General features: G+C 63.4%; 24 protein-coding genes and 1 pseudogene. 13 read left to right on the forward strand and 12 right to left on the reverse strand.

From position 1 onward, the window contains the following. The first annotated feature begins 21 nt into the window (after window positions 1–21). The 6 genes from M5B96_RS06560 to hutG all read left to right on the forward strand — a co-directional run bounded on the left by M5B96_RS06560 (window position 22) and on the right by hutG (window position 7936). Window positions 22–852: a quaternary amine ABC transporter ATP-binding protein gene (locus tag M5B96_RS06560; RefSeq protein ID WP_248795899.1), complete on the forward strand. Its 831-nt coding sequence runs from the start codon at window positions 22–24 to the stop codon at window positions 850–852. A gap of 189 nt (window positions 853–1041) precedes the next feature. Then, window positions 1042–2565, forward strand: a complete 1524-nt coding sequence (gene hutH / locus M5B96_RS06565) for a histidine ammonia-lyase (RefSeq protein ID WP_248795900.1) — start codon at window positions 1042–1044, stop codon at window positions 2563–2565. Window positions 2566–2675: 110 nt separating this feature from the next. Further along, entirely contained in the window at window positions 2676–4214 is a 1539-nt protein-coding gene (hutH, locus tag M5B96_RS06570; protein ID WP_248795901.1) for a histidine ammonia-lyase, read from the forward strand. Window positions 4215–4488: 274 nt separating this feature from the next. Then, window positions 4489–5895: an amino acid permease gene (locus M5B96_RS06575; protein ID WP_248795902.1), complete on the forward strand. Its 1407-nt coding sequence runs from the start codon at window positions 4489–4491 to the stop codon at window positions 5893–5895. A gap of 20 nt (window positions 5896–5915) precedes the next feature. Further along, on the forward strand, window positions 5916–7121 hold the full coding sequence (hutI, locus tag M5B96_RS06580) for an imidazolonepropionase (protein WP_248795903.1): 1206 nt from the start codon (window positions 5916–5918) through the stop codon (window positions 7119–7121). Window positions 7122–7132: 11 nt separating this feature from the next. Next, window positions 7133–7936 (forward strand): N-formylglutamate deformylase, encoded by an 804-nt coding sequence (hutG, locus tag M5B96_RS06585; protein ID WP_248795904.1) that lies wholly within the window; start codon window positions 7133–7135, stop codon window positions 7934–7936. Between the two features lie 167 nt (window positions 7937–8103). On the opposite strand, the gene M5B96_RS06590 is transcribed toward hutG, so the two are convergent. After that, complete coding sequence (locus tag M5B96_RS06590; protein WP_248795905.1) at window positions 8104–9024, reverse strand: hypothetical protein; 921 nt, start codon at window positions 9022–9024, stop codon at window positions 8104–8106. A gap of 272 nt (window positions 9025–9296) precedes the next feature. On the opposite strand from M5B96_RS06590, the gene pip reads away from it, so the two are divergent. The 5 genes from pip to M5B96_RS06615 all read left to right on the forward strand — a co-directional run bounded on the left by pip (window position 9297) and on the right by M5B96_RS06615 (window position 16346). Beyond that, window positions 9297–10268: a prolyl aminopeptidase gene (gene pip, locus M5B96_RS06595; RefSeq protein ID WP_248795906.1), complete on the forward strand. Its 972-nt coding sequence runs from the start codon at window positions 9297–9299 to the stop codon at window positions 10266–10268. Then, on the forward strand, window positions 10265–10702 hold the full coding sequence (gene dtd / locus M5B96_RS06600; RefSeq protein ID WP_248795907.1) for a D-aminoacyl-tRNA deacylase: 438 nt from the start codon (window positions 10265–10267) through the stop codon (window positions 10700–10702). Before pip ends, dtd begins: the two co-directional genes overlap by 4 nt. 265 nt (window positions 10703–10967) lie before the next feature. After that, the gene (locus M5B96_RS06605) at window positions 10968–12779 is read left to right on the forward strand and encodes a glucan biosynthesis protein G (protein ID WP_318654828.1); all 1812 of its coding nucleotides are present in this window, start codon (window positions 10968–10970) and stop codon (window positions 12777–12779) included. Continuing rightward, a complete protein-coding gene (gene mdoH / locus M5B96_RS06610) occupies window positions 12772–15342 on the forward strand; it encodes a glucans biosynthesis glucosyltransferase MdoH (RefSeq protein ID WP_248795909.1) in 2571 nt (856 codons plus the stop codon). The genes M5B96_RS06605 and mdoH overlap by 8 nt, the downstream gene beginning before the upstream one ends. Before the next feature lie 203 nt (window positions 15343–15545). Beyond that, window positions 15546–16346 carry a transporter substrate-binding domain-containing protein gene (locus M5B96_RS06615; protein WP_248795910.1) on the forward strand — a complete coding sequence of 267 codons (801 nt, stop codon included), beginning with the start codon at window positions 15546–15548 and terminating at the stop codon, window positions 16344–16346. A gap of 136 nt (window positions 16347–16482) precedes the next feature. Here the strand turns inward: M5B96_RS06615 and M5B96_RS32690 are convergent, their stop codons facing one another. The 11 genes and pseudogenes from M5B96_RS32690 to ubiE all read right to left on the reverse strand — a co-directional run bounded on the left by M5B96_RS32690 (window position 16483) and on the right by ubiE (window position 24730). Beyond that, window positions 16483–17355, reverse strand: coding sequence for a methyl-accepting chemotaxis protein (locus M5B96_RS32690; protein ID WP_412548591.1), 873 nt, complete (start codon window positions 17353–17355; stop codon window positions 16483–16485). After that, window positions 17341–18426, reverse strand: a pseudogene (locus M5B96_RS32695) (methyl-accepting chemotaxis protein); the annotation flags it as partial. The gene M5B96_RS32690 and the pseudogene M5B96_RS32695, both read right to left, overlap by 15 nt. 244 nt (window positions 18427–18670) lie before the next feature. Next, the gene (locus M5B96_RS06625) at window positions 18671–19378 is read right to left on the reverse strand and encodes a 16S rRNA (uracil(1498)-N(3))-methyltransferase (RefSeq protein ID WP_248795912.1); all 708 of its coding nucleotides are present in this window, start codon (window positions 19376–19378) and stop codon (window positions 18671–18673) included. Continuing rightward, on the reverse strand, window positions 19375–20160 hold the full coding sequence (tatC, locus tag M5B96_RS06630) for a twin-arginine translocase subunit TatC (protein ID WP_248795913.1): 786 nt from the start codon (window positions 20158–20160) through the stop codon (window positions 19375–19377). Before tatC ends, M5B96_RS06625 begins: the two co-directional genes overlap by 4 nt. Then, entirely contained in the window at window positions 20157–20618 is a 462-nt protein-coding gene (tatB, locus tag M5B96_RS06635) for a Sec-independent protein translocase protein TatB (RefSeq protein ID WP_248795914.1), read from the reverse strand. The genes tatC and tatB overlap by 4 nt, the downstream gene beginning before the upstream one ends. Window positions 20619–20628: 10 nt before the next feature. Continuing rightward, window positions 20629–20907, reverse strand: coding sequence for a twin-arginine translocase TatA/TatE family subunit (locus M5B96_RS06640; RefSeq protein ID WP_248795915.1), 279 nt, complete (start codon window positions 20905–20907; stop codon window positions 20629–20631). 23 nt (window positions 20908–20930) lie between these two features. Then, window positions 20931–21263: a phosphoribosyl-ATP diphosphatase gene (locus M5B96_RS06645; protein WP_018929162.1), complete on the reverse strand. Its 333-nt coding sequence runs from the start codon at window positions 21261–21263 to the stop codon at window positions 20931–20933. 2 nt (window positions 21264–21265) lie between these two features. Continuing rightward, window positions 21266–21658: a phosphoribosyl-AMP cyclohydrolase gene (hisI, locus tag M5B96_RS06650; protein ID WP_248795916.1), complete on the reverse strand. Its 393-nt coding sequence runs from the start codon at window positions 21656–21658 to the stop codon at window positions 21266–21268. A gap of 80 nt (window positions 21659–21738) precedes the next feature. After that, window positions 21739–23340, reverse strand: a complete 1602-nt coding sequence (ubiB, locus tag M5B96_RS06655) for a ubiquinone biosynthesis regulatory protein kinase UbiB (RefSeq protein WP_248795917.1) — start codon at window positions 23338–23340, stop codon at window positions 21739–21741. After that, the gene (locus tag M5B96_RS06660; RefSeq protein ID WP_248795918.1) at window positions 23337–23960 is read right to left on the reverse strand and encodes an SCP2 domain-containing protein; all 624 of its coding nucleotides are present in this window, start codon (window positions 23958–23960) and stop codon (window positions 23337–23339) included. The genes ubiB and M5B96_RS06660 overlap by 4 nt, the downstream gene beginning before the upstream one ends. After that, window positions 23960–24730 carry a bifunctional demethylmenaquinone methyltransferase/2-methoxy-6-polyprenyl-1,4-benzoquinol methylase UbiE gene (ubiE, locus tag M5B96_RS06665; protein ID WP_248795919.1) on the reverse strand — a complete coding sequence of 257 codons (771 nt, stop codon included), beginning with the start codon at window positions 24728–24730 and terminating at the stop codon, window positions 23960–23962. Before ubiE ends, M5B96_RS06660 begins: the two co-directional genes overlap by 1 nt. A 153-nt stretch (window positions 24731–24883) precedes the next feature. Between ubiE and M5B96_RS06670 the strand changes: the two genes are divergently transcribed. After that, entirely contained in the window at window positions 24884–25159 is a 276-nt protein-coding gene (locus M5B96_RS06670) for a polyhydroxyalkanoic acid system family protein (protein WP_248795920.1), read from the forward strand. Between the two features lie 239 nt (window positions 25160–25398). Further along, the gene (locus M5B96_RS06675) at window positions 25399–25821 is read left to right on the forward strand and encodes a phasin family protein (protein ID WP_248795921.1); all 423 of its coding nucleotides are present in this window, start codon (window positions 25399–25401) and stop codon (window positions 25819–25821) included. The last annotated feature ends 2 nt before the right edge of the window (window positions 25822–25823 follow it).

Here is a 25823-nt window from a genome sequence, read left to right on the forward strand (position 1 = left end):
TCCACGGCATGAGGTGAGCAAATGAGCGAAGCCATCGTCAGCAAGATCGAAGTCAAGAACGTCTTCAAGATCTTTGGTTCCCGCGCTAAGGATGCGATGGAGCTGATTCGCCAGGGCAAGAGCAAGGACCAGGTACTGGCCGAGACCGGTTGCGTGATCGGGGTCAACGACCTGTCGCTGAGTGTCGGCACCGGTGAGATTTTCGTGATCATGGGCCTGTCCGGTTCCGGCAAGTCGACCCTGGTGCGCCACTTCAACCGCCTGATCGACCCGACCAGCGGTGCGATCCTGGTGGACGGCGTGGACATTCTCCAGCACGACATGGAAGCGTTGCGCGAATTTCGCCGGCACAAGATCAGCATGGTGTTCCAGAGCTTCGGCCTGTTGCCCCACAAGACCGTGCTCGACAACGTCGCCTACGGCCTCAAGGTCCGTGGCGAAAGCAAGGAAGTCTGCGCCGAGCGCGCCTTGCACTGGATCAATACCGTGGGCCTGAAGGGCTACGAGAACAAGTACCCGCACCAGCTGTCGGGCGGTATGCGCCAGCGTGTGGGCCTGGCCCGGGCCTTGGCGGCGGACACCGACATCATTCTGATGGACGAGGCGTTCAGTGCCCTCGACCCGTTGATTCGGGCCGAGATGCAGGATCAGTTGCTGGAGCTGCAGAAGACGTTGCACAAGACCATCGTGTTTATCACCCATGACCTGGATGAGGCGGTACGGATCGGCAATCGCATCGCGATTCTCAAGGACGGCAAGTTGATCCAGGTCGGCACGCCGAAGGAGATTTTGCATTCGCCGGCGGATGAGTATGTGGATCGGTTTGTTCAGCGACGGGCGGCGACGGTTTAAGCAGGTAAGGGGGGCGGCTGGGCGGGCCTCTTCGCGGCGGTGCGGCGATCCGGCAAGCTCCGCTCCCACACTAGATTTGAGTCGTGCCCGAGCCTTGTGTACGACTGAAAAACCTGTGGGAGCGGAGCTTGCCCGCGAAGGCGGCGGTAAGGCTGCATCAATATTCAGGTTGTACAGACGAGGTTGAAGATGTCCCAGGCTGAAAAAATCGTTATTGCCGACGCACCCTTGCGTTGGCAGGATGTGGTCGCGGTGGCCCGGCATGGCGCGCTGCTCGAACTGTCGCCCGAGGCCTGGGCGAGGATCGACAATGCCCAGGCCATCGTCCAGCGCATCGTTGTCAGCGGCGAGCGCGCCTATGGCGTGAACACCGGCCTCGGCGCGCTGTGCAATGTCTCGCTGTCCGGCGAGCAACTCAGCCAGTTGTCGCGCAACACCCTGCTCAGCCATGCCTGCGGTGTCGGCGCGCCGTTGTCCGATGAACAGACCCGGGCGATTATCTGCGCCGCCATCGTCAACTACAGCCACGGCAAGTCCGGCCTGCAGCGCCAGGTGGTAGAAGCCCTGCTGGCGCTGCTCAACCGTGGCATCACCCCGCAAGTACCGGCCCAGGGCTCGGTGGGTTACCTGACCCACATGGCCCATATCGGCATCGCCTTGCTCGGTGTCGGCCAGGTCAGCTATCGCGGACAGATCGTCCCGGCGCACCAGGCGCTGGCTGCCGAAGGCCTGCAACCGGTGCAACTGGGGGCCAAGGACGGTCTCTGCCTGGTCAATGGCACGCCGTGCATGACCGGCCTGAGTTGCCTGGCCCTGGCCGACGCGACCCGCCTGGTGCAATGGGCCGATGTGGTCGGCGCCATGAGTTTCGAGGCCCAGCGCGGGCAGATCGCCGCGTTCGACGCGGAAATCATCGCACTCAAGCCGCATCCCGGCATGCAGCTGGTCGGTAACAACCTGCGCGGCCTGCTCGACGGCAGCGAAGTGATTGCCGCAAGCAAAGGCATTCGCACCCAGGACGCCCTGAGCCTGCGTTCGATCCCGCAAGTCCATGGTGCCGCCCGCGACCAACTGGACCACGCCACCCGGCAGATCGAAATCGAACTCAACGGCTGCACCGACAACCCGCTGCTGCTCGGCACGCCGGACCACTACCGGGTGATGTCCCAGGCCAACCCCCATGGCCAGTCGGTGGCCCTGGCGGCGGACCTGCTGGCGATCGCCATGGCGGAAATCGGCTCGATTGCCGAGCGTCGCCTCGATCGCCTGATCAACCCGCATGTCAGCGGCCTGCCGGCTTTCCTGGTGAGCAACCCCGGGGTCAACTCCGGGATGATGATCGTGCAGTACGTCGCCGCGTCCCTCTGCGCGGAAAACCGCCAGTTGGCGCAGCCGGCGGTGCTCGACAACTACGTCACCTCAGGCCTGCAGGAAGACCACCTGAGCCTGGGCACCAACGCCGCGCTGAAATTGCACCGGGCCCTGGAAAACTGCACGCAGATCCTCGCCATCGAGTACCTGCTGGCGGCCCAGGCCTTTGAATTCCTCAAGGAGCAGCGTTTCGGCACCGGCACCGAGCGCGCCTGGAAACTGTTGCGCGAGCGCGTTCCCGCGTACGACCAGGATCGCTGGTTGGCACCGGACATTGCCAGCGCGGCGAGCCTGCTCAAAGACCCACTATTGATCCAGGGCAGGTTTCCCGACCTGCGCTGATTCCACGAATAACCAGCGTGCCAAGGCGCCACCGGCTCAAAAAGCCGGTGGCGACGGATAACGGAAGCTTCCGGAGCGTCTGGTAGTTAATAAAAACTCTCAAAAGGAGCATGAATGTGACTGCGTTGAACCTGATTCCCGGCCAACTGAGCCTGGCCCAACTGCGTGCCATCTATCAGCAACCGGTGAAACTGACCCTGGATCAGAGTGCCTCGGCACAGATCGAAGCCAGCGTGGCCTGCGTCGAGCAGATCCTCGCCGAGAACCGTACCGCCTATGGCATCAACACCGGTTTCGGCCTGTTGGCCTCGACCCGGATCGCCAGCGAAGACCTGGAAAACCTCCAGCGCTCCCTGGTGCTGTCCCACGCCGCCGGTGTCGGTGTGCCGATCAGCGATGATCTGGTACGGCTGATCATGGTGCTCAAGGTCAACAGCCTGAGCCGTGGTTTCTCCGGGATACGCCGCCAGGTGATCGACGCGCTGATCGCCCTGATCAATGCCGAGGTCTATCCGCATATTCCACTGAAAGGTTCGGTCGGTGCTTCCGGCGACCTCGCGCCGCTGGCCCATATGTCGCTGGTGCTGCTGGGTGAAGGCAAGGCCCGCTACAAGGGCGAATGGCTGGACGCCCACGCCGCGCTGAAACAGGCCGGCCTGCAACCGCTGACTTTGGCCGCGAAGGAAGGCCTGGCGCTGCTCAACGGCACCCAGGTGTCCACCGCCTATGCCCTGCGCGGCCTGTTCGAAGGCGAAGACCTGTTCGCCGGTGCCCTGGTCAGCGGTGCGCTGACCGTTGAAGCGGTACTGGGTTCGCGCTCGCCGTTCGACCCGCGTATCCATGCGGCCCGTGGTCAACATGGCCAGATCGATGCCGCTGCCGCCTATCGCCACCTGTTGGGCGAGCGCAGCGAAGTGTCCGACTCCCATGAGAACTGCGAGAAGGTCCAGGACCCGTACTCCTTGCGCTGCCAGCCACAGGTCATGGGCGCCTGCCTGACCCAGTTCCGCCAGGCCGCCGAAGTGTTGGTGATCGAGGCCAACGCGGTGTCCGACAACCCGCTGGTGTTCGCCGCCGAAGGCGATGTGATCTCCGGTGGCAACTTCCACGCCGAGCCGGTGGCCATGGCCGCTGACAACCTGGCGTTGGCGATTGCCGAAATCGGTTCCCTGAGCGAGCGCCGCATCTCGCTGATGATGGACAAGCATATGTCGCAACTGCCGCCGTTCCTGGTGGCCAATGGTGGGGTCAACTCCGGCTTCATGATCGCCCAGGTGACTGCCGCGGCCCTCGCCAGCGAGAACAAGGCCCTGGCGCACCCACATAGCGTCGACAGCCTGCCGACCTCCGCCAACCAGGAAGACCATGTGTCGATGGCGCCGGCGGCTGGCAAGCGTCTGTGGGAAATGGCCGAGAACACCCGTGGGATTCTGGCTGTGGAATGGCTGGCGGCTTGCCAGGGGCTGGACCTGCGCAATGGTCTGAAAACCTCGCCGACCCTGGAAAGCGCACGGGCGACCTTGCGCGAGCAGGTGGCGTATTACGAGAAGGACCGCTTCTTCGCCCCGGATATCGAGGCCGCCAGCGAGTTGCTGGCTTCCCGTTGCCTGAATGCATTGGTCCCGGCGAAGTTGCTGCCAAGCCTGTAAGCGTTGCCAGAGAACAGACTGGGGGCGAGGAACGCATCACTGCCCTGTGGAATGCTGCTTGTGTAGGAACGGAGCTTGTGTGGGAGCGCACAGGTTCGGCGATCGGCTTGGCAGGGTTGTTCGCTCCGGGAGGCACCACCCGGCAGATGCGTTTTGCCTGCGCATGCCGGGTTGGGTACCCTGCGAGCCCTTTTGCGGCCGGGCGGCCGCAAGACACTCGCCATCAGTCTGATTCTCATCGAGTTTTTCCGATAAGAATAATTAAGGACGAGCAATGCAACAGCAAGTCAAAGGTTTGAAACGCGGGCTTTCGGCCCGACATATTCGCTTCATGGCCCTGGGGTCGGCTATCGGCACGGGGCTGTTCTACGGTTCCGCCTCGGCCATCCAGATGGCCGGCCCGGCCGTGTTGCTGGCCTACCTGATCGGCGGCGCCGCGGTGTTCATGGTGATGCGCGCCCTCGGCGAAATGGCCGTGCACGATCCGGTGGCCGGCTCCTTCGGCCACTACGCCGCCACCTACATCGGTCCCCGCTCCGGTTTTATCCTCGGTTGGACCTATGCGTTCGAGATGGTCATCGTCGGCCTGGCCGACGTCACCGCCTTCGGCATCTATATGGGCTTCTGGTTTCCCGATGTCGACCGTTGGGTCTGGGTGCTCGGCGTGGTCTTCTTTATCGGTGCGCTGAACCTGTGCACGGTGAAGGTCTTCGGCGAAATGGAGTTCTGGCTGTCGCTGCTCAAAGTCAGCGCGATTGTCGCGATGATCCTCGGTGGCTTCGGCATCCTGTTCTTCGGCATCAGCACGGCCACGCCCTCGGCGAGTGTCGGCATCGGCAACCTCTGGAGCCACGGCGGCTTCATGCCCAACGGCGCGGCGGGGATGATCGCTTCGTTCGCGGTGGTCATGTTTGCCTTCGGCGGCATCGAGATCATCGGCGTCACCGCCGGTGAAGCCCAGGACCCGCAGCGGGTGATCCCCAAGGCGATCAACGCGGTGCCGTTGCGCATCCTGCTGTTCTACGTGCTGACCCTGTTCGTGCTGATGTCCCTCTATCCGTGGCAGCAGATCGGCAACCAGGGCAGTCCCTTCGTGCAGATCTTCCAGAACCTGGGCATAGGTTCGGCGGCGACAATCCTCAATATCGTGGTGATTTCCGCGGCGATCTCCGCCATCAACAGCGATATCTTCGGTGCCGGGCGCATGATGTACGGCCTGGCCCAGCAAGGCCATGCGCCCAAGGCTTTTGCCAGGCTGTCCCGCGCCGGCGTGCCATGGATGACCGTGCTGGTCATGGCCGCCGCGCTGCTGCTGGGCGTGCTGCTCAACTATCTGATCCCGGAAGACGTGTTCCTGCTGATCGCCTCCATCGCCACCTTCGCTACCGTGTGGGTGTGGATCATGATCCTCGTCACCCAGGTGGCCATGCGCCGCACCATGAGCCGTGACGAGGCCGCGCAATTGAGATTCCCGGTGCCGTTCTGGCCCTATGCGCCGATGGCGGCGATTGCCTTCATGCTGTTTATCTTCGGCGTGCTGGGTTATTTCCCCGACACCCGGCCGGCACTGATCGTCGGCGTGGTCTGGATCGGCCTGCTGGTGCTGGCCTATCAGATCTGGGTCAAGCCGACGGCAGTCCAGGCCGCGCGCGCCCAGCAAGAACCTGCTTTGTCTCATTGATAACCTAACGGAGGCCCCGGATGAAAACGCTTTGGCAGAACTGTCACGTTGCAAGCATGGCGCAAGGCAGCTATTCGATCATCGAGGATGCCGCCATCGTGACCGTGGCATCGACTATCGAGTGGATCGGCCCGCGTGCCGAGCTGCCAGCGGCGGATTATCCACAGGTCGAGGATCTGGAAGGGGCCTGGGTCACTCCGGGGCTGATCGATTGCCATACCCACACGGTGTTCGGCGGCAACCGCAGCGGTGAGTTCGAGCAGCGCCTGCAGGGCGTGAGTTATGCCGAGATCGCCGCCGCCGGTGGCGGGATTGCCAGCACCGTGCGGGCGACCCGTGCCGCGAGCGAGGACGAGCTGTTCGCCAGCGCCCGGCAGCGCCTGACCTGCCTGCTGCGCGACGGTGTGACCAGCGTCGAGATCAAGTCCGGCTACGGCCTGGACCTGGCCAGCGAGCGCAAGATCCTCAAGGTGATTCGCCGCCTCGGCGAGGAGTTGCCGGTCAGCGTGCGCGGCACCTGCCTGGCCGCCCATGCCTTGCCGCCAGAATATGTCGGGCGGGCCGACGACTATATCGAGCATATCTGCGCCGAGATGCTCCCGGCCCTGGCCGCCGAAGGCCTGGTGGATGCGGTGGATGCCTTCTGTGAGTACCTGGCGTTTTCCCCGGCTCAGGTCGAGCGGGTGTTCAAGGTCGCGCAACAACTGGGCTTGCCGGTCAAGCTGCATGCCGAGCAGCTTTCGTCGCTGCACGGTTCGAGCCTGGCGGCGCGTTACCAGGCGCTGTCGGCGGATCACCTGGAATTCATGACCGAAGAGGACGCCATCGCCATGGCCGCCGCCGGTACCGTCGCGGTGCTGCTGCCCGGGGCATTCTACTTTTTGCGCGAAACCCAGCTGCCGCCGATGGATGCCCTGCGCAAGCACGGCGTGAAGATGGCCATCGCCAGCGACCTCAACCCCGGCACTTCGCCGGCGCTGTCCCTGCGGTTGATGCTGAACATGGCCTGCACCCTGTTCCGCATGACCCCGGAAGAAGCCCTGGCCGGTGTCACCCAGCATGCCGCCACGGCTCTGGGCATGGGCGCCACCCATGGTTCGCTGGAGATCGGCAAGGTCGCGGACTTCGTCGCCTGGCGGATCGAGCGACCGGCGGACCTGGCCTACTGGCTGGGCGGTGACCTGAGCAAGCGCGTCGTGCGCCATGGTGTCGAAGTACTGATCTAGGAGATTGTCCTGTGGATAACGTTCTGAGTTTCAAGCAAGGCCGGGTGCCGCTGTTGATCAGCATGCCCCATGCCGGTGTGCAACTGACCCCGGCGGTCAAGGCCGGGTTGATTCCCGCGGCGCAAAGCCTGCCGGACACCGACTGGCACATCCCGCGGCTCTATGATTTTGCCGCCGAACTGGGCGCCAGCACCCTGGCGGCCGGTTACTCGCGGTTTGTCATCGACCTGAACCGGCCGTCCGACGACAAACCGTTGTATGTCGGCGCCACTACCGGCCTGTACCCGGCGACCCTGTTCGATGGCGTGCCGTTGTTCGTCGAGGGCCAGGTGCCGTCGGCCGCGGAGCGGGCCAGCTACCTGGCGCAGATCTGGACGCCGTATCACCAGACCCTGCAACAGGAGCTGGCGCGGCTCAAGGCCGAGTTCGGCTATGCCTTGCTGTTCGACGCGCACTCGATCCGTTCGGTGATCCCGCACCTGTTCGACGGCAAGCTGCCGGACTTCAACCTGGGCACCTTCAACGGCGCCAGCTGCGACCCGCAACTGGCGGCGCGGCTGGAAGGCATCTGCGTCGGGCATCCAGCCTACAGCCATGTGTTGAACGGGCGCTTCAAGGGTGGGCATATCACCCGTCACTATGGTGATCCGGCGCAGGACATCCACGCGGTGCAGCTCGAACTGGGGCAGTGCACCTATATGGAAGAGTTCGAACCGTTCAGCTACCGCAGCGACCTGGCGGAACCGACGCGGGTGGTGCTCAAGGAGCTGCTGCAAGGCCTGCTGGCCTGGGGTCGCGAGCACTACGGGCGCTGATACCGCTGCTCCTACAGATCTTTGGCCTACGCAGAGTTTGTGTATGACGATCAACTGAGCCTGGTTTGCCAGCGAAGAGGCGTTCAAGATCGCCAAAAGCTTCGCGGGCAAGCCCTGCTCCTACAGATTCGTGGCGATTTCAATATTTGACGCAGGTTTGTGCCCCCTCATCCCGGCAGTACCTCGACCCCCGGGCTCAGGAAGTCGATGTGATAGCCGCTGGCGCCGTCCCCCAGGCCCACATGCACGCCGCTGACGCCTTCGTTCATCGGCGAGTTGTGGCTGTAGTTGATATTCGACCCGATCGTCTCGTTCACGCCGATGGCAAACTCGCTCAGGTGCAGCCCCCTGTCGCCTGCCGCGCGACCCAGCAGGCCGACATACTCCTGCCCGGCGACCTTGAACGAGCGCACCTGGTTGTGTTCGACAAGTAGCCAGGCCTGGTGCCTGGCGACACTCTGGGTCAGTTCCAGCAACTGTTCGTCGACCCCCGTGGCCAGGGGCGTGCGGCAGCTGCCCTGGGATGTCAGCAGGCCGCTGATGCGCAGGATTCCGTTCAGTTGAAAGAGATCGGGACTGTCCGGGCGCATGTGCGCATAGTGCACTTCGAACAACTCGGAAACGGACAGCACGAACTGCTCGCTGATCTCGTCGCGGGTCGTGACATAGGGGGTCGAACGGTTTTTCAACCAGACATCGGCCCGCGATCCCTCGCCGGCCAGCTGCAGGCGTTGGTGCCGACTCAGGAGCCTGAGGTGGTCGCGCTGGCGCTTCAGGCACTCGGTGAAATCGCTGCGCAGTAGCAGCATCAGGCTGTAGAGCGCGTTCTCCAGGCCCGGGTCGAAGGCGTGCAGCGGGCAGAGAATACTTTGCTTGCCCCGGGTCCTGGCCGCCCGCTCATAGAATTGCCGAGCGCCCTGGCTGGTGAAGGAGAACACCAGGCTTTGCGCCGGCAGCGGTTCTGTCGAGTCGACAGCGGCGGCATCCAGCCCCAGTTCCGCGAGGGCGCGGATAAACATCTGGTTGTCAGCGAGGATGATGGCTTTCTCCGGGTAGGAAAGCAGGCCCGGCAAATAGTCTTGCTGCATTGGAAACTCCCTTTCACTTTTGCACGGTTACCCCGGCAGAGCGGCTCCTGCCGTTCTACGTGACCTGACTATTGAAACGTTTATCGCACTGACTTGAACACTGGCCAAATGGATAGGCACCATCCGACGGGAGGAAAACATCGCCGCACAGGTCGCGGACATCTGCTTTTGACAAGGGCATGCCGATTCCGCGATTCGGGTTTATGATGCCGAACGACAGAATAATATGAAGTCCCCATCAGGGATGACCTCGACCCCCTACGGAGCGCGTGATGCAGACTTTGTACCCGCAGATCAAACCCTACGCCCGGCACGATCTGGCCGTGGATGAAACGCATGTACTGTATGTCGACGAGAGTGGCTCGCCCGAAGGCTTGCCGGTGGTATTTATCCACGGTGGACCGGGAGCCGGCTGCGACGCCCAGAGCCGGTGCTATTTCGATCCCAACCTGTTTCGCATCATCACCTTCGACCAGCGCGGTTGCGGGCGTTCGACGCCCCACGCGAACCTGGAGAACAACACCACCTGGGACCTGGTGGCGGACCTTGAGCGCATTCGCCAGCACCTGGAAATCGACAAATGGGTGCTGTTCGGCGGCTCCTGGGGGTCGACGCTGGCCCTGGCCTACGCCCAGACCCACGCGGATCGGGTGCATGGCCTGATCCTGCGGGGGATCTTCCTCGCCCGCCAACAGGAGATCGAGTGGTTCTACCAGGCCGGCGCCAGTCGCCTGTTCCCCGACTACTGGCAGGACTACGTGGCGCCGATCCCGCTGGATGAGCGCGACGACCTGCTCAACGCCTTCCACAAACGCCTGACCGGCAACGACCAGATCGCCCAGATGCACGCTGCCAAGGCCTGGTCGCTGTGGGAAGGCCGTACCGCGACCCTGCGTCCGAACCCGCTGGTGGTCGATCGTTTCTCCGAGCCGCAGCGCGCGCTGTCGATTGCCCGGATCGAATGTCACTACTTCACCAACGACGCCTTCCTCGAACCTAACCAGTTGATCCGCGACATGGGCAAGATCGCCCACCTGCCGGGGGTCATCGTGCACGGTCGCTATGATGTGATCTGCCCGCTGGACAACGCCTGGGAATTGCACCAGGCCTGGCCCAACAGCGAATTGCAGGTAATTCGCGACGCCGGTCATGCGGCGTCCGAGCCGGGTATCACCGATGCACTGGTGCGCGCCGCCGACCAGATGGCCCGGCGCCTGCTCGACCTGCCTCTCGAAGAAGCATGAAGGGCCTGTTGCAACGCGTCAGCGCCGCGCGGGTAGAGGTGACCGGAGAGGTGGTCGGAGCGATTGACCAGGGTTTGCTGGTGTTGCTGGCGGTGGAGCCAGGCGATACCCAGGCACATGCCGACAAACTGCTGAAGAAGCTGCTTAACTATCGGGTGTTCAGTGATCCGCAGGGCAAGATGAACCTTTCCCTGGCGGACACCGGCGGCGGTTTGCTGCTGGTGTCGCAGTTCACCCTGGCGGCCGATACCCAGAGTGGATTGCGTCCGAGCTTCTCCACGGCGGCGCCTCCGGCGCTTGCCGAGGCTCTGTTCGACTATGTAGTGGCACAGGCGCAGCGCTTGCATGGGCAGGTGGCGACCGGGCGTTTCGGGGCGGACATGCAGGTGCATCTGGTCAATGATGGCCCGGTTACCTTCCTGTTACAGACCTGAATGCACCAAAAACGACGTATTTGACTGAAAACAGGGGGTTTTCGCGATAAATACTTTGTTTCACCTGATGCGTTGTAACGCGGCCTACTAGATAATCGCGCGCTACGGGGATCGGCGTTCGTTGGTCCAATTTGACTTAGGTAGAGACTTGTCCGTGACCGTTTGGGGAATCATTTGCCCCCAAGGGAGTCGGAACAATGCTCGCCAACCTGGCATATAGATAGCTGGCCGTTGGTTTTTGATCTGTTTTCGGCGAGGGTTGCTCGTGATTGTTAGTCCCTGTAATGCTCCAACACTGACTGCCAAAGGTTTGAGAAAAGCACTGGTGGCGGGCTCGGCACTGCTTTGCCTGCTCAGCGCCGGTCAACTCTTTGCGTTCAATCTGGATGATGTGTCGGCCAAGGCCAAGACGCTGGCCGGGCAGAAATACGAAGCTCCGCGCAGCAATCTGCCGAACGAGTTCCGTGACATGAAGTTCGCGGACTACCAGAAAATCCGTTTCCTGACCGACAAGGCCGAATGGGCGGGCGAGAAAACCCCTTTCAAGCTGTCGTTCTACCATCAGGGCATGCACTTCGATACGCCGGTGAAGATCAACGAGATCACCGCGGACGATGTGAAAGAGATCAAATACGACCCGACCCGTTTCGATTTCGGTGACGTCAAGTTCGATCCGAAAGCCACCGAACAGCTGGGTTATGCCGGCTTTCGCGTGCTTTATCCGATCAACAAGGCGGATAAGCAGGACGAGATCATGACCATGCTCGGCGCGAGTTACTTCCGCGTCGTGGGCAAGGGTCAGACCTATGGCCTGTCGGCGCGTGGCATGGCCATCGATACCGCCTTGCCGTCCGGCGAAGAGTTCCCGCGCTTCACCGAGTTCTGGATCCAGCAGCCCAAGCCGACCGACAAGCACCTGGTGATTTTCGCCCTGCTCGACTCGCCACGGGCCACCGGCGCGTACCGCTTGATCCTGCGTCCGGGCACCGACACCATCGTCGACGTGAAGGCGCAGATGTACCTGCGCGACAAGGTCGGCAAGCTCGGCGTGGCTCCGCTGACCAGTATGTTCCTGTTCGGTGCCAACCAGCCGTCCAAGGTCCTCAACTACCGTCGCGAGCTGCATGACTCCAGCGGCCTGTCGATCCATGCCGGCAATGGCGAGTGGGTCTGGCGTCCGCTGAACAACCCGAAACACCTGGCGGTGAGCAATTTCTCCGTGGAAAACCCGCGGGGCTTCGGCTTGCTGCAGCGTGGCCGTGACTTCAGCCACTACGAAGACCTCGACGACCGCTACGACAAGCGCCCAAGCGCCTGGATCGAGCCCAAGGGCGACTGGGGCAAGGGCACCGTCGACCTGGTGGAGATTCCGACCGCCGACGAAACCAACGACAATATCGTGGCGTTCTGGAACCCGGCCGAGCGTGCCGATGCTGGCCAGCCGATGAACTTTGCCTACCGCCTGCACTGGACCACCGACGAAGCGGCCCTGCATTCGCCGGACAGTGCCTGGGTCAAGCAGACCCTCAAGTCCACCGGTGACGTCAAGCAATCCAACCTGATCCGTCAACCGGACGGCAGCGTGGCCTACCTGATCGACTTCGAAGGCCCGTCACTCAAGGCCTTGCCTGAAGACGCCGCGGTGCGCAGCCAGGTCAGCGTCGGCGACAACGCCGAACTGGTGGAAAACAGCCTGCGTTACAACGCGGAAACCCAGGGCTGGCGCCTGACCCTGCGCTTGAAGGTCAAGGATCCGGGCAAGGCCACCGAGCTGCGCGCCAACCTGGTCAAGGATATCGCCGTGGCGGATCCGGCCAAGGTGGCGGTCTCCTCCCAGGTGGTCAAGGCCGACAAGGTCGCGGCCAAGCAGCAGGAGAAAGAGAAGGCCCTGGAAAAGAAAGAGCAGGCTCAGGACAAGAAAGAGCCAGCCCAGGACAAGAAAGAGCCGGCCCAGGACAAGAAAGAGCATGACGCCGCGGCGCCAGCTGCCGAGGCTGCCCCAACCACCCCGGTACCGGTGCCGACTGAGCAAGTCCTGACCGAGACCTGGAGCTACCAGTTGCCTGCCGATGAGTAATCCAAACGTACAGCCAGAGGCTCTTTTCGAGTACCTGGCGCACTTGCCGCTGAGCAATGAGCAGCGTGCGGAACTGTCGAACTGCAGCTCGTTCGCCGAGCTGCATGAGCGCCTGAGCGAGCAGCCGGCGGTCGACGCCGGCGATGCCGCACAGGCTTCGGTGGGGCGGCGCTTGATCCTCGACACGGCGGCCGAGCTGGAAGACGCCGAGATGCTTGCGGTGGATGCTGCTGGTCGCGTGCGCCTCAAGGCCACGCCGCCGATCCGTCGGACCCGGGTCGTACCGGAGCCGTGGCGGACCAATATCCTCGTGCGTGGCTGGCGGCGCCTGACCGGGCGCAGCAACCCGCCAGTGCCCAAGGACGACAAGCGTGACCTGCCCCATGCGCGCTGGCGCACCGTGGGTTCGATTCGCCGCTATATCCTGCTGGTGCTGATGCTCGGCCAGACCATCGTTGCCGGCTGGTATATGAAAGGCATCATGCCTTACCAGGGCTGGGCGTTCGTCGATCTCAACGAAGTGGTCCACCAACCGCTGTTGCAGACCGCCCAGCAAGTTCTGCCTTATCTGCTGCAGACCAGCATCCTGGTGCTGTTCGGGATTCTGTTCTGCTGGGTCTCGGCGGGTTTCTGGACCGCCTTGATGGGCTTTCTCGAATTGCTCACCGGGCATGACAAATACCGCATCTCCGGCGCCAGCGCCGGCAGTGAGCCGATCGCCAAGGACGCTCGTACCGCCATCGTCATGCCGATCTGCAACGAAGATGTGCCACGGGTGTTTGCCGGCTTGCGGGCGACCTTCGAGTCGGTCGCGGCCACCGGTGACCTGGATCGTTTCGACTTCTTTGTCCTCAGCGACAGTAACGACAGCGATATCTGCGTTGCCGAGCAGCAGGCCTGGCTGGATGTCTGCCGCGAAGCCTCGGGATTCGGCAAGATTTTCTACCGCCGCCGCCGCCGCCGTGTGAAGCGCAAGAGCGGTAACCTCGACGACTTCTGCCGGCGCTGGGGCGGCGACTACAAGTACATGGTGGTGCTCGACGCCGACAGCGTCATGAGCGGCGAATGCCTGACCAGCCTGGTGCGCCTGATGGAAGCCACGCCGGACGCCGGGATCATCCAGACCGCGCCACGGGCGTCGGGCATGGACACCTTGTATGCGCGCATGCAGCAGTTCGCGACCCGCGTCTACGGCCCGTTGTTCACCGCCGGCCTGCACTTCTGGCAACTGGGCGAGTCGCACTACTGGGGCCACAACGCGATCATCCGCATGAAGCCGTTTATCGAGCACTGCGCCCTGGCGCCGTTGCCGGGTAAAGGTGCCTTCGCCGGTGCGATCCTCTCCCACGACTTCGTCGAAGCCGCGCTGATGCGCCGTGCCGGCTGGGGCGTATGGATCGCCTACGACCTGCCGGGCAGCTACGAAGAACTGCCACCGAACCTGCTCGACGAGCTCAAGCGCGACCGCCGCTGGTGCCACGGCAACCTGATGAACTTCCGCCTGTTCCTGGTCAAGGGCATGCACCCGGTGCACCGTGCGGTATTCCTCACTGGCGTGATGTCCTACCTGTCGGCGCCGCTGTGGTTCTTCTTCCTGGTGCTGTCGACGGCCCTGCTGGCGGTCAACACGCTGATGGAGCCGCAGTACTTCATGGAGCCGCGCCAGCTCTATCCGCTGTGGCCGCAATGGCATCCTGACAAGGCGGTGGCGCTGTTCTCCACCACCATCGTGCTGCTGTTCCTGCCCAAGCTGCTGAGCATCATCCTGATCTGGGCCAAGGGCGCGAAAGAGTTCGGCGGCAAGTTCAAGGTAACCTTGTCGATGCTGTTGGAGATGCTCTTTTCCATGCTGCTGGCGCCGGTGCGGATGATTTTCCACACCCGCTTCGTCCTGGCCGCGTTCCTCGGTTGGGCGGCGACCTGGAACTCTCCGCAGCGTGACGACGACTCCACGCCGTGGAGCGAGGCGGTGCGCCGGCATGGCCCGCAAACCCTGCTGGGTGCGCTCTGGGCGCTGCTGGTGGTCTGGCTCAACCCGAGCTTCCTCTGGTGGCTGATCCCGATCGTCGGTTCGCTGATGCTGTCGATCCCGGTCTCGGTGATCTCCAGCCGGGTCAAGCTGGGCCTGCGTTCCAAGGATGAGAGCCTGTTTCTCATTCCCGAGGAATACAACCCGCCGCAAGCCTTGCTGGCCACGGACGAGTACACCCACGAAAACCGTTGGCATGCGCTGAATGACGGCTTTGTCCGGGCAGTGGTCGATCCACGCCAGAATGCCCTGGCCTGTGCCCTGGCAACGGCCCGTCACGCCCAGGCCGAGCCGATCGAATGGCTGCGTGTCGAGCGTGTGCGGCATGCGCTGAAGGTCGGCCCGACCGGCTTGGACAATCAGTCGCGCTTGCACCTGCTGAGCGATCCGGTGGCCCTGACCCGCTTGCATGAGCAGGTCTGGAGTGAAGGCCATGCCGAGTGGCTGGGCGCCTGGCGCCAGTCGATCAAGGCCGATCCCCATGCGCCGTTGCTGCCTCTGCAACCGGCCACAACGGCGGCCCAGCCCGCCTGACGCCCGAGGGGCCGCGGTGTGACAAGCACCGCGGCCCCTTTGTCATTTGGTAACAAAAGACCCGTCGCCCCTCGGTGTTGCCTCGCATCCGACTACGTTAGGATCGCCCCCCAAAATCGTCTCCGCCAGACCTGGCGCCGTGCTTTCGCGCGGGTGTTGCAGGGCTTGGCGGTACGAACGGAAAAGCGGCCCTGGGGAGTTTCATGATGAAAAGGTTTCTGTCGATCCTGCTGTTGGGTCTGGTTGTGCTCACTCACGCCTGTGCGCTGCAGGCGGGCGCCATTGACGATGCACTCAAGCGCGGCAGCCTGAAAGTGGGGACCAATCCGACGTATATTCCCTTCGAAATGACGAACAAGCGCGGCGAAATCATCGGTTTCGAGATCGATCTGTTGCGTGAAATGAGTCGGGCACTGGGGGTCAAGCTGGAACTGGTGCCCAGCCCTTACGCCGAGCTGCTCCCTGGTTTACTGGCCAACAAGTTCGATCTGATCGCCAGTGGCATGACCCTGACCCAGGAGCGCAACCTGCGGCTGAACTTCAGCGACGCCTTTATCGTGGTCGGGCAGACGCTGCTGATCCCCGTGGCGCTGGGCAGCCAGGTGCAGAGTTTCGAGGACCTCAACGCGGCCGGTTATCGCATTGCCGCCAAGGCTGGGACCACGGGTGAAATCGTCGCGAAAAAAATGATGGGCGAGGCCCGACTGAGCACTTTTGCCAATGAGGAGGACGCTGTGCAGGCCGTGCTCGATGGCAAGGCCGACGCCTTTGTCCACGACGCCCCCTACAATCTGGTGGCGGTGAACAAATTGGGAGACGGCAAGCTGTTGTGCCTGGACCAGCCGTTCACCTATGAACCCCTGGCCTTCGGGGTGAGGAAGGGCGACCACGACAGCCTCAACTGGATCAACCATTTCCTCCACCAGATTGCCGAAGATGGCACCTATGATCGGATCCACGACCAGTGGTTCAAGAACAGCGAATGGCTGGCCGAGATCGATTGAGCCCGGGCGCGATTGTACGTGCCCCGCAAACCTCATGTGGGAGCGGAGCAGGCCCGCGAAGAGGCCCGTGAGAACGGCGAAAAGCTTCGCGGGCAAGCTCCGCTCCCACAAGCCCGCATACACAGGAAGTGGGGGCTCAGACCTTGAAGCGCTCCACCAGCCGCTGCAACTGAGCCCCCAGTTGGCTCAGTTGCAGGCTGGCGGCGGCGGTCTCGTCGCAGGCGTTGGCGGTCTGCTGGGACATGTCCCGCACATGCAGCACGCTGCGGCTGATCTGCTCAGCGACGACACTCTGTTCTTCGCCGGCGGCGGCAATCTGTTCGTTCATCCCGAGGATCTGCGACACGCTGCGGCTGATGGCTTCGAGCTTGCCGCCACTGTGGCGGCTCGACTCGACGCTGTGGCGAGTCAGCTTGCGGCTGCTGTCGAGCATGCCCGCGACCTCCTGCGTGCCACCCTGCAATGCCGTGATCAGGTCCTTGATCTCCTGTGCCGAATCCTGGGTGCGTTGCGCCAGGCAGCGGACCTCGTCGGCGACCACCGCGAAGCCGCTGCCGGCCTCGCCAGCCCTGGCCGCTTCGATGGCGGCATTCAGGGCCAGCAGGTTGGTCTGCTGGGATACCGACTTGATCACGTCGAGCACGCTGCCGATCCGCTCGCTTTCGCGCTGGAGCCCACCCATGGCCTGGGAGCAGCGCTGCATATGTTGCTCAAGCTGTTCGATCTGTTCGATGGCATCGGCCACGGCACTGTCGCCTTCGCGGGCCTGTTGGTCGGCCTGGGTGGCCGCCACGGAGGCGGTTTCGGCGTGACGGGCGACCTCGAGCACGCTGGCGCTCATCTGTTTCATGGCGGCGGCGACTTGCTCGGTGGCGGCATACTGGCTGCTGACGCTGGCATCGGTCTGTTCGGTACTGGTCGACAAGTGCTCGGCGGCGTTGGCCACCCGCGAAGCGCTGGCACCGATGCCGCGGATCAGCTCGCGCAAACCCAGGGTCATGCCGCGCATGGCCTGTTGCAACTGGCCAAGCTCGTCCTGGCGATCCACCGCGACATCGCGGCTCAGGTCGCCAGCGGCGATATGGCGGGCCAGTTTCAGGCTGCGTGAGAGCGGGATCAGCAACTGGCGACTGAGGACCCAGGCGGCCAAGGTGGCGATCAACCAGGCCAACAGGGCGATTTTCGCCAGTAGCCATTTCGCCGCCTGGGCCTGGCGATCGCGGGCCAGGGTCTGGCCGCGGCTGAGCTCCTCGTTGCCGGCCAATAGCCGGTCGCCCAAACCCTCCATCACATTGTGGGCCGACTCGGCGAGCAGTTGCGCCTCCTTGAAACGCTGCAGGGCCTCGCGATAGTGACGCAGTTCCATCAGCATGCGCTGGTGGTCGTCGGCCAGCGGCGCTGTCAGCGGCGTCACCTGGGCCTCGAGTTGGCCAAGTCGGTCGATGGCCTTCAGCGCCTGCTCCGAATAGGCTTGCAGCGAGTCGAACAGATAGGCCGGTGTCTGCACGCTGGCGTGGGTCTCGTTGAGCAGTTGACGGAGTTCTTCGACGCGTTTGAGCGGGGCCTGCCACTGCTGCCCGTGGGGGCTCTTGCTCGCCTCGCGCAGTTGGTGGGCAGCGAAGCGGGCCACCGCCTGGGTGGCCTGTCCCAGGCCAGCGTTCAGGCGCTTGCGGGCGCGCTCGCGGTCTCGCAGGTTTTCATCGAGATCGTCGAGGGTGGTCTGGAAAGCCTGGGTCGTGTGCTGCTGGTCGGTGAGGATCTGTCGCTCGCCCGGGTCCGCCAGGCGCGGCGGCAGCGCCGCCAGCAGTTGCTCGATGCTTGCCAGTTGGCGGCTGATCCGGGTCCGGCTTTGCGGGTCGTTCAGCACCCGGAAGGTGATGCGTTCAGCGCGCATGTCGCTGCTCAGGCGGCTGAGCCGGGCGATGCTGGAAAGCGTGTGCGAGCGTTCTATGCTGGTGCTCAAGGCGTGCCAGCCGGTGAGGGTGACCGCCAGGGTCAAGAGCAGCACGAGGCCAAAGCCGAGGGCCAGTTTGAAGCGGATACTGCGGTCGCGCAGTGCGCGCGTCAGCCAGTGGAACATGGTGAATCTCCTGTCAAACAGATGAGTCCATGGCCCTCATGCGCGGGTGCATGGGGCATGTTCTGTCATCGGCTTGGACGCGGGAGATGCGACCTGAATGGGCTGTGGGAAAGTTCTTTGAAGCTTGAGGTCTTTTTCTGTCGATCCCTTGTCAAGGTCGAACACGCTCCCACAGGGTCTATGTGTTCCCACTGGGCCTATGTGCTCAAGGTAAGATCTATGCGTTTAGGCTTGACCCGGGGGGTCAGAACAGCCTGGCGAGCAGGGCGGTCACGGCGGTTTCGACCCGCAGGATGCGTTCGCCGAGTTGCACCGGTTGCAGCCCGGCCTTGCCCAGCAGGTCGATCTCGTAGGGGATCCAGCCGCCTTCCGGGCCGATGGCCAGGGTCACCGGCTCGTCCAGGCCGCGTGGGCAGGACGGGTAAGCGCCGGGGTGGCCGACCAGGCCGAGGGTGCCTGTGCTGATGGCCGGCAGGCGGTCCTCGACGAAGGGTTTGAAGCGCTTCTCGATGATGATCTCCGGCAGCACGGTGTCGCGGGTCTGCTCCAGGCCGAGGATCAGTTGCTCGCGAATTGCTCCGGGTTCGAGGAACGGCGTCTGCCAGAAGCTTTTTTCCACCCGGTAGCTGTTCACCAGCACCACCTTGGGTACGCCGAGGGTGGCGACGGTCTGGAACACCCGGCGCAGCATCTTCGGGCGCGGCAGGGCGAGGATCAGGGTCAGCTGCAGTTTCGCCGGTGGCGCGCGATCCAGGCTGACCCGCAGCTCGGCCTCGCTGGCGTCCAGGCGCAGCACTTCGGCGCTGCCCATCAGGCCACCGATACGCCCCACCCGCAGGCTGTCACCCACTGCCAGGCGATGGACTTCCTGCATATGGGTCAGGCGCCGATCGCGCAGCACCACGAGGTCGGCCGCGATGAAGTCGGCCTCCTCCAGGAGCAGCAGATTCACGTCAGCGGGGCTGGCGGCTGGGCGTCGTCGCTGTCGGCGGACTCTTCGTCGCTGCGTTTGCGGACCAGGCCGCCGAACAGGATGCCGATCTCGAACAGCAGCCACATCGGCACGGCCAGCAGGGTCTGGGAGAACACATCCGGCGGGGTCAGGATCATGCCGACCACGAAGCAGCCGATGACCACGTAGGGGCGGATCTTCTTCAGGTATTTGACGTCGACCACGCCGATCCACACCAGCAGCACCACGGCCACCGGGATCTCGAAGGCCACGCCGAAGGCGAAGAACAGCGTCATCACGAAGTCGAGGTAGCTGGTGATGTCGGTCATCATTTCCACGCCGGCCGGGGTGGCGGCGGCGAAGAACTTGAAGATCAGCGGGAACACCAGGAAATAGGCGAAGGCCATGCCGGTGTAGAACAGCAGGATGCTCGACACCAGCAGTGGCACGGCGATGCGTTTTTCATGCTTGTACAGGCCCGGCGCGATAAAGCCCCAGATCTGGTGCAGGATCACCGGGATGGCCAGGAACAGCGAGACCATCATGGTCAGCTTGAGCGGCGTCAGGAACGGCGACGACACGTCGGTGGCGATCATCGTCGCGCCGGCCGGCAGGTACTGGCGCAGCGGGATGGAGACGAAGGTGTAGATCTGCTGGGTGAAGGCGAACAGCCCGGCGAAGATCAGGAAGATCGCCGCGACACAACGCAGCAGGCGGGTGCGCAACTCGGTGAGGTGCGAAACCAGCGGCATGTGCTGGTCGTTTTCCGGAATATCGCTCATGGGGCTCGCGGCGGCAAAGTAGGGTCATGAGGCGCAGGCGCGGCGCTTGGCGTCGGGCTTGCGGGTTCTGTCAGGTGCGGCGTCGGTTCCACGGCAGCGGGCAGCGCGACCGGCTCGGCGGCGCTCGGCGGCGTCTGCGGGACCTCCGGCGACAGCGGCGGGACGGCGTGGATCGTCTGTTCCGCCACCGGCTCGGCCGGCGTGCTCGTGGCGATCGGCGAGAGGATCTTGCGCGCCTCCTGCTCCAGCGAGAGGATGTGCTCGTTGTGCAGTTGCCGGCGGATCTCGTCGGCACCGATCTCGCGTTCCACTTCCTGCTTGATCGCGTTGAAGCTGCGCTTCAACCGGCCGACCCACAGGCCTGCCGTACGCGCGGCATGGGGCAGGCGCTCGGGGCCGAGCACCAGCAGGGCCACCAGGCCCACGAGCAACAGTTCACTGAAGCTGATACCGAACATTAGTCAGTGCTCACGAATTATTACGGGGCTCTTCGACTTTCTGCGCCTGCACATCGATGGTGTGTGGCGTGTTCTGCTGGGCGGTGGCCTGTGGCTGCACCGGCTGGGCCGGTTGCACGACAGGTGGGACCACCGGTTCGGCAGGCTTCTCTTCGTCGTTCATGGCCTTGCGAAAGCCCTTGATCGATTCACCGACGTCGGTGCCCAGGTTCTTCAGTTTCTTGGTGCCGAACACCAGCACGACGACAACCAGGATGACGATCCAGTGTTTCCAGTCAAAAATGCCCATGATGCTGTTCCTCTCGAAAGTTGTTAGGCGGACGGGCGCGAGGCCTTCTCGACGTGTCCGGACAGGCCGAAGCGGCGATCCAGTTCGTCCAGCACGGCCTGCGGATGCTGCCCCAGTTGGGCGAGCATGACCATACTGTGGAACCATAAATCGGCGGTTTCGTAGATGACGTCGCTACAGTCGCCACTGATCGCGGCATCCTTTGCAGCAATAATAGTCTCGACCGATTCTTCGCCAACCTTTTCCAGGATCTTGTTCAGGCCCTTGTGATAAAGGCTGGCGACATAGGAACTGTCGGCGGCGGCGCCTTTGCGCTCTTCCAGCACCTGGGCCAGGCGGGTCAGGGTGTCAGTCATGTTCAATGTCCTGCTGAGTAGATGCTGTGCGGATCCTTGAGGACCGGGTCGACGATCTTCCAGCCGCCGTTTTCATACACGCGGTAGAAGCAACTGTGGCGGCCGGTGTGGCAGGCGATGTCGCCGACCTGCTCGACCATCAGGATGATCACGTCGGCGTCGCAGTCCAGGCGCATTTCATGCAGGTGCTGCACGTGGCCCGACTCTTCGCCCTTGCGCCACAGCTTGCCACGGGAGCGTGACCAGTAAATGGCGCGGTTCTCGCTGGCGGTCAGTTGCAGCGCCTCGCGATTCATCCAAGCCATCATCAGGATACGCCCGGTCTTGTGATCCTGGGCAATGGCCGGCACCAGGCCATCGCTGTCCCATTTGATCTCGTCCAGCCAGTCTTTCATCTTCGACTCCGACAACCGGACACCACCCGCGTGGCGGTGTCTCGGCGAATCAACAGTGTGCCAGCCCACGGCCTGACTGGCTATCGGCGCACGATCAGATATACCCCTATGGCCGCCATGATGCCCGCCGGCCATTGGCCCAGGTCGTGCAGCGGCCCGCCGACGGCGAGTAACGCACTGCCGCTCAGGTGCAGGCTGCCGAGCAAGCGCAGCAGCCAGTCGTCCTTGCGCCGGTGTTCTTTCGGCTCGGGATTGGCGTGCTGCTGGGCCATGCGTTCGAGCAGGTCGCGGGTCATGCCGGCCAGGTGCGGCAACTGCTCGATCTGGCCCTGCAGGTTGCCGAGCAGGGTTTTCGGGCTGACGCGCTCGCGCATCCAGCGTTCGAGGAACGGCTGGGCGGTGCTCCACAGGTCCAGGTCCGGGTACAGCTGGCGGCCCAGGCCTTCGATATTGAGCAGGGTTTTCTGCAGCAGCACCAGCTGCGGCTGGACTTCCATATTGAAGCGCCGCGCGGTCTGGAACAGGCGCATCAGTACCTGGCCGAAGGAGATGTCCTTCAGCGGTTTTTCGAAGATCGGCTCGCAGACGGTGCGGATCGCCGCTTCGAACTCGTTGAGCTTGGTGTGCGCCGGCACCCAGCCCGAATCGATGTGCAACTGGGCGACGCGGCGGTAGTCACGCTTGAAGAAGGCGAACAGGTTGCGGGCCAGGTAATCCTGGTCTTCCGGGGTCAGGCTGCCGACGATGCCGCAGTCGATGGCGATGTACTTCGGGCTCCACGGGTTCACGGTGCTGACGAAGATGTTGCCGGGGTGCATGTCGGCGTGGAAGAAGCTGTCGCGGAAGACCTGGGTGAAGAAGATCTCGACGCCGCGCTCGGCGAGCATTTTCATGTCGGTGCGCTGGTCGGCCAGGGTCGCGAGGTCAGTGACCTGGATGCCGTAGATGCGCTCCATCACCAATACTTTCGGCCGGCACCAGTCCCAGTAGACCTGGGGCACGTACATCATCTCCGAGCCTTCGAAGTTGCGCCGCAGCTGGCTGGCGTTGGCTGCCTCGCGCAGCAGGTCGAGTTCGTCGTAGATGGTCTTTTCGTAGTCGCTGACCACGTCCACCGGGTGCAGCAGGCGGGCGTCGGCCGAGACCCGCTCGGCGGCCCGGGCGAGGAGGAACAGCCAGGCCAGGTCCTGGGCGATGATCGGCTTGAGGCCGGGGCGAATGACCTTCACCACCACTTCTTCACCGCTCTTGAGCTGGGCGGCGTGGACCTGGGCCACCGAGGCCGAGGCCAGGGGGGCGATATCGAAGCGGCTGAAGACTTCATCGATCTTCTTGCCCAACTGCGCTTCGATCAGCTTGACCGCGGTCTGCGAATCGAACGGCGGCACGCGGTCCTGCAACAGCATCAGCTCGTCGGCGATGTCCTCGGGCAGCAGGTCGCGGCGGGTGGAGAGGATCTGGCCGAACTTGATGAAGATCGGTCCGAGGTCCTGCAAGGCCAGGCGCAGGCGCGCGCCGCGGCTCAGCTCCAGGGTCTTGCGCGGGAACCAGCGCCAGGGCAGGGCAAAGCGCAGCGCCAGGAGGAACCAGGGCAGGGGCAATTCGAACAGCAGGTCATCGAGACGGTAACGGATCACGACGCGCTGGATGCGCAACAGACGGCGGACGGCAAGCAGCTTCATGCGTTATCGCTGGATTGGAGGGATCGGGAAAGGCGCTCGACACGCGCCTCGAGACGTTCCAGGTCGAGCTTGACCCGGTCCAGTTCGGCGAAGCGCGCTTCGGCCTCGTGGTTGCCGACCAGGGCACGGGACTCTTCACTGAGGTATTCGGCGAGGTTCTGCTTCAGGCTGGCAAAACCCTGCTGGTACCAGCCGGCGCGGCTGCGCAGGTGGCCGCTGAGCAGGGGCGTGGCGATCGGCCCGAGCCAGCGCGAGAGTTCGTACTCCCAGTCCAGCTCCAGGTCCTGGAGCACGCCGGCCAGGTCCAGCAGCACCGCGCTGTCGCCTTCCAGCTGCACTTCGGGGCCATGGAGCACGGCAGTCTTGTCGCGGCTCAGGGCCAGGTTCAGCAGGCTCGAGGCCGGGGCGCGGAGGCTGCAGTCGGCCTCGGCGGCCCAGTGCGCGGCCAGCAGCAGGCCTTCGTCGCTGGGCAGGATGAACAGCTTCAGGGCCGGGCGGGCGCAGTCGACTTCGATGACTTTGCCGGTCAGTTGGCCCAGGCGCCTCAAGGCCGTGCTGTCGAGGCGCAGCACACGGTTGAGACCGTGCTCGACGCCGGCGAGAAGGCCGCTGAGCAGCATCAGGGCTTGATGCCGCGATGCAGGGCGACGATGCCCGCGGTCATGTTGTGGTAGGTCACGCGGTCGAAGCCGGCGTCCACCATCATCGACTTCAGGGTTTCCTGGTTCGGGTGCATGCGGATCGATTCGGCCAGGTAGCGATAGCTTTCCGAGTCGTTGGTGATCAGCTTGCCGGCCAGCGGCATGAAGGCAAACGAGTAGGCGTCGTAGACCTTGGACATCAGTGCGTTGGTCGGCTTGGAGAATTCCAGTACCAGCAGGCGGCCGCCGGGTTTCAGGACCCGCAGCATGGAGCGCAGGGCGTCTTCCTTGTGGGTGACGTTGCGCAGGCCGAAGGCGATGGTCACGCAGTCGAAATGGTTGTCCGGGAACGGCAGTTTTTCCGCGTCGGCCTGGACGAACTCGACGTTGCCGGCCACGCCCAGGTCCAGCAGGCGGTCACGGCCGACCTTGAGCATGGAGGCGTTGATGTCGGCCAGCACCACCTGGCCGGTGGGGCCCACCAGGTGCGAGAACTTGCGCGCCAGGTCGCCGGTGCCGCCGGCGATATCCAGCACCCGGTTGCCCGTGCGCACGCCGGACAGCTCGATGGTGAAGCGCTTCCAGAGGCGATGCATGCCACCGGACAGCACGTCGTTCATCAGGTCGTACTTGGCGGCCACGGAGTGGAACACCTCGGCGACCTTTTCCGCCTTTTGGCTTTCCGGTACGTTCTTGAAGCCGAAGTGCGTGGTGGGTTCGGCATCGCTGCCTTTGCGCTGATCAGTCATGTCGCTGTCACCAGAAGAGAATGCGGGCATTCTAATCCCGGTGGCCGGCTTTGTCTTGGCAAGGGTGCATGTAAGATAGGCAACCACCGGGACGTTTTGACGCATTCAGGGTCAGGATTCACCGGGCAAGTCCCGATAGAGCAGGAGTATTCGATGGCCCGTATTAGTGTTGAACGCGCCCATGGCCTGGGCAAGGCTGGTGCACGCGAGAAGGCCGACCAGTTGGCGCAGAAGCTGGCCGGGCAGTATGGCCTGGAGCCGCAGTGGTCCGGCGATACCCTCAACCTCAGGCGTTCCGGGGTCAAGGGCGCGGTGCATGTGAGCGAAGAGTCGATCCGTGTCGATGTCGAGCTGGGCCTGCTGATGTCGGCCATGAGCGGCACCATCAAGGCCGAGATCGAAAAGGCCCTGGACAAGGCGCTGGTCTGAACACGAGTGTGGAAGTGGCGCTTGTCGGATCGCCGGACCCCGCGAGGCTCCTGGCGGTCTCAAGGGCCTCTTCGCGGGCAAGCTCCGCTCCCACAACAAGCTGCGCCCACACAATAAGGAGCTCCGCTGCGACACCGGGCCGGCCTTTAGGGTGCCCATTCTAATTTTTGTCATTACTTTGTGCATAAGCCCCCATTCCGGTGGGCAGATCCGCCAACCCTTCTTGTGTGAGGTGCACCATGGCCAAAGTAAGTCTGAAGAAAAAATCCGACGGTCAGCCAACCGCCCTGGCTGAAGTGAAAGTGTATGCCCGCAAGATCTGGCTGGCGGGTCTGGGCGCTTATGCCAAGGTCGGCCGCGAAGGCAGCGAGTACTTCAAGGAACTCGTGGCAGCCGGTCAAGACGTTGAAAAAGAAGGCAAAAAGCTGATTGGCGCGCAGCGTGAAGCGGCCAACAGCCAGATCGATAACGTGAAAAGCGAAGTCACCAGCCTCAAGGGCAAGGTGGAAGTGCAACTGGACAAGGTCGAGAAGGCCTTTGACCACCGGGTCGCCAGTGCCTTGAATCGCATCGGGATTCCGTCTAAACATGATGTGGAGACACTCTCTGCTAAGCTCGATGAGCTGACGGCATTGCTCGAACGTGTCGCGCGTAAACATTAAGG

The sequence above is a fragment of the Pseudomonas sp. MWU13-2105 genome (assembly GCF_023242315.1).
Taxonomy (GTDB): domain Bacteria; phylum Pseudomonadota; class Gammaproteobacteria; order Pseudomonadales; family Pseudomonadaceae; genus Aquipseudomonas.

What these genes read in the sequence shown, in the direction of transcription:
- M5B96_RS06560 (WP_248795899.1), top strand. Translation starts at nt 22, where the DNA reads ATGAGCGAAGCCATCGTCAGCAAGATCGAAGTCAAGAACGTCTTCAAG.
- hutH (WP_248795900.1), top strand. Translation starts at nt 1,042, where the DNA reads ATGTCCCAGGCTGAAAAAATCGTTATTGCCGACGCACCCTTGCGTTGG.
- hutH (WP_248795901.1), top strand. Translation starts at nt 2,676, where the DNA reads ATGAATGTGACTGCGTTGAACCTGATTCCCGGCCAACTGAGCCTGGCC.
- M5B96_RS06575 (WP_248795902.1), top strand. Translation starts at nt 4,489, where the DNA reads ATGCAACAGCAAGTCAAAGGTTTGAAACGCGGGCTTTCGGCCCGACAT.
- hutI (WP_248795903.1), top strand. Translation starts at nt 5,916, where the DNA reads ATGAAAACGCTTTGGCAGAACTGTCACGTTGCAAGCATGGCGCAAGGC.
- M5B96_RS06590 (WP_248795905.1), bottom strand. Translation starts at nt 9,024, where the DNA reads ATGCAGCAAGACTATTTGCCGGGCCTGCTTTCCTACCCGGAGAAAGCC.
- pip (WP_248795906.1), top strand. Translation starts at nt 9,297, where the DNA reads ATGCAGACTTTGTACCCGCAGATCAAACCCTACGCCCGGCACGATCTG.
- dtd (WP_248795907.1), top strand. Translation starts at nt 10,265, where the DNA reads ATGAAGGGCCTGTTGCAACGCGTCAGCGCCGCGCGGGTAGAGGTGACC.
- mdoH (WP_248795909.1), top strand. Translation starts at nt 12,772, where the DNA reads ATGAGTAATCCAAACGTACAGCCAGAGGCTCTTTTCGAGTACCTGGCG.
- M5B96_RS06615 (WP_248795910.1), top strand. Translation starts at nt 15,546, where the DNA reads ATGATGAAAAGGTTTCTGTCGATCCTGCTGTTGGGTCTGGTTGTGCTC.
- M5B96_RS32690 (WP_412548591.1), bottom strand. Translation starts at nt 17,355, where the DNA reads ATGCGCGGCATGACCCTGGGTTTGCGCGAGCTGATCCGCGGCATCGGT.
- tatC (WP_248795913.1), bottom strand. Translation starts at nt 20,160, where the DNA reads ATGAGCGATATTCCGGAAAACGACCAGCACATGCCGCTGGTTTCGCAC.
- tatB (WP_248795914.1), bottom strand. Translation starts at nt 20,618, where the DNA reads ATGTTCGGTATCAGCTTCAGTGAACTGTTGCTCGTGGGCCTGGTGGCC.
- M5B96_RS06640 (WP_248795915.1), bottom strand. Translation starts at nt 20,907, where the DNA reads ATGGGCATTTTTGACTGGAAACACTGGATCGTCATCCTGGTTGTCGTC.
- M5B96_RS06645 (WP_018929162.1), bottom strand. Translation starts at nt 21,263, where the DNA reads ATGACTGACACCCTGACCCGCCTGGCCCAGGTGCTGGAAGAGCGCAAA.
- hisI (WP_248795916.1), bottom strand. Translation starts at nt 21,658, where the DNA reads ATGAAAGACTGGCTGGACGAGATCAAATGGGACAGCGATGGCCTGGTG.
- ubiB (WP_248795917.1), bottom strand. Translation starts at nt 23,340, where the DNA reads ATGAAGCTGCTTGCCGTCCGCCGTCTGTTGCGCATCCAGCGCGTCGTG.
- M5B96_RS06660 (WP_248795918.1), bottom strand. Translation starts at nt 23,960, where the DNA reads ATGCTGCTCAGCGGCCTTCTCGCCGGCGTCGAGCACGGTCTCAACCGT.
- ubiE (WP_248795919.1), bottom strand. Translation starts at nt 24,730, where the DNA reads ATGACTGATCAGCGCAAAGGCAGCGATGCCGAACCCACCACGCACTTC.
- M5B96_RS06670 (WP_248795920.1), top strand. Translation starts at nt 24,884, where the DNA reads ATGGCCCGTATTAGTGTTGAACGCGCCCATGGCCTGGGCAAGGCTGGT.
- M5B96_RS06675 (WP_248795921.1), top strand. Translation starts at nt 25,399, where the DNA reads ATGGCCAAAGTAAGTCTGAAGAAAAAATCCGACGGTCAGCCAACCGCC.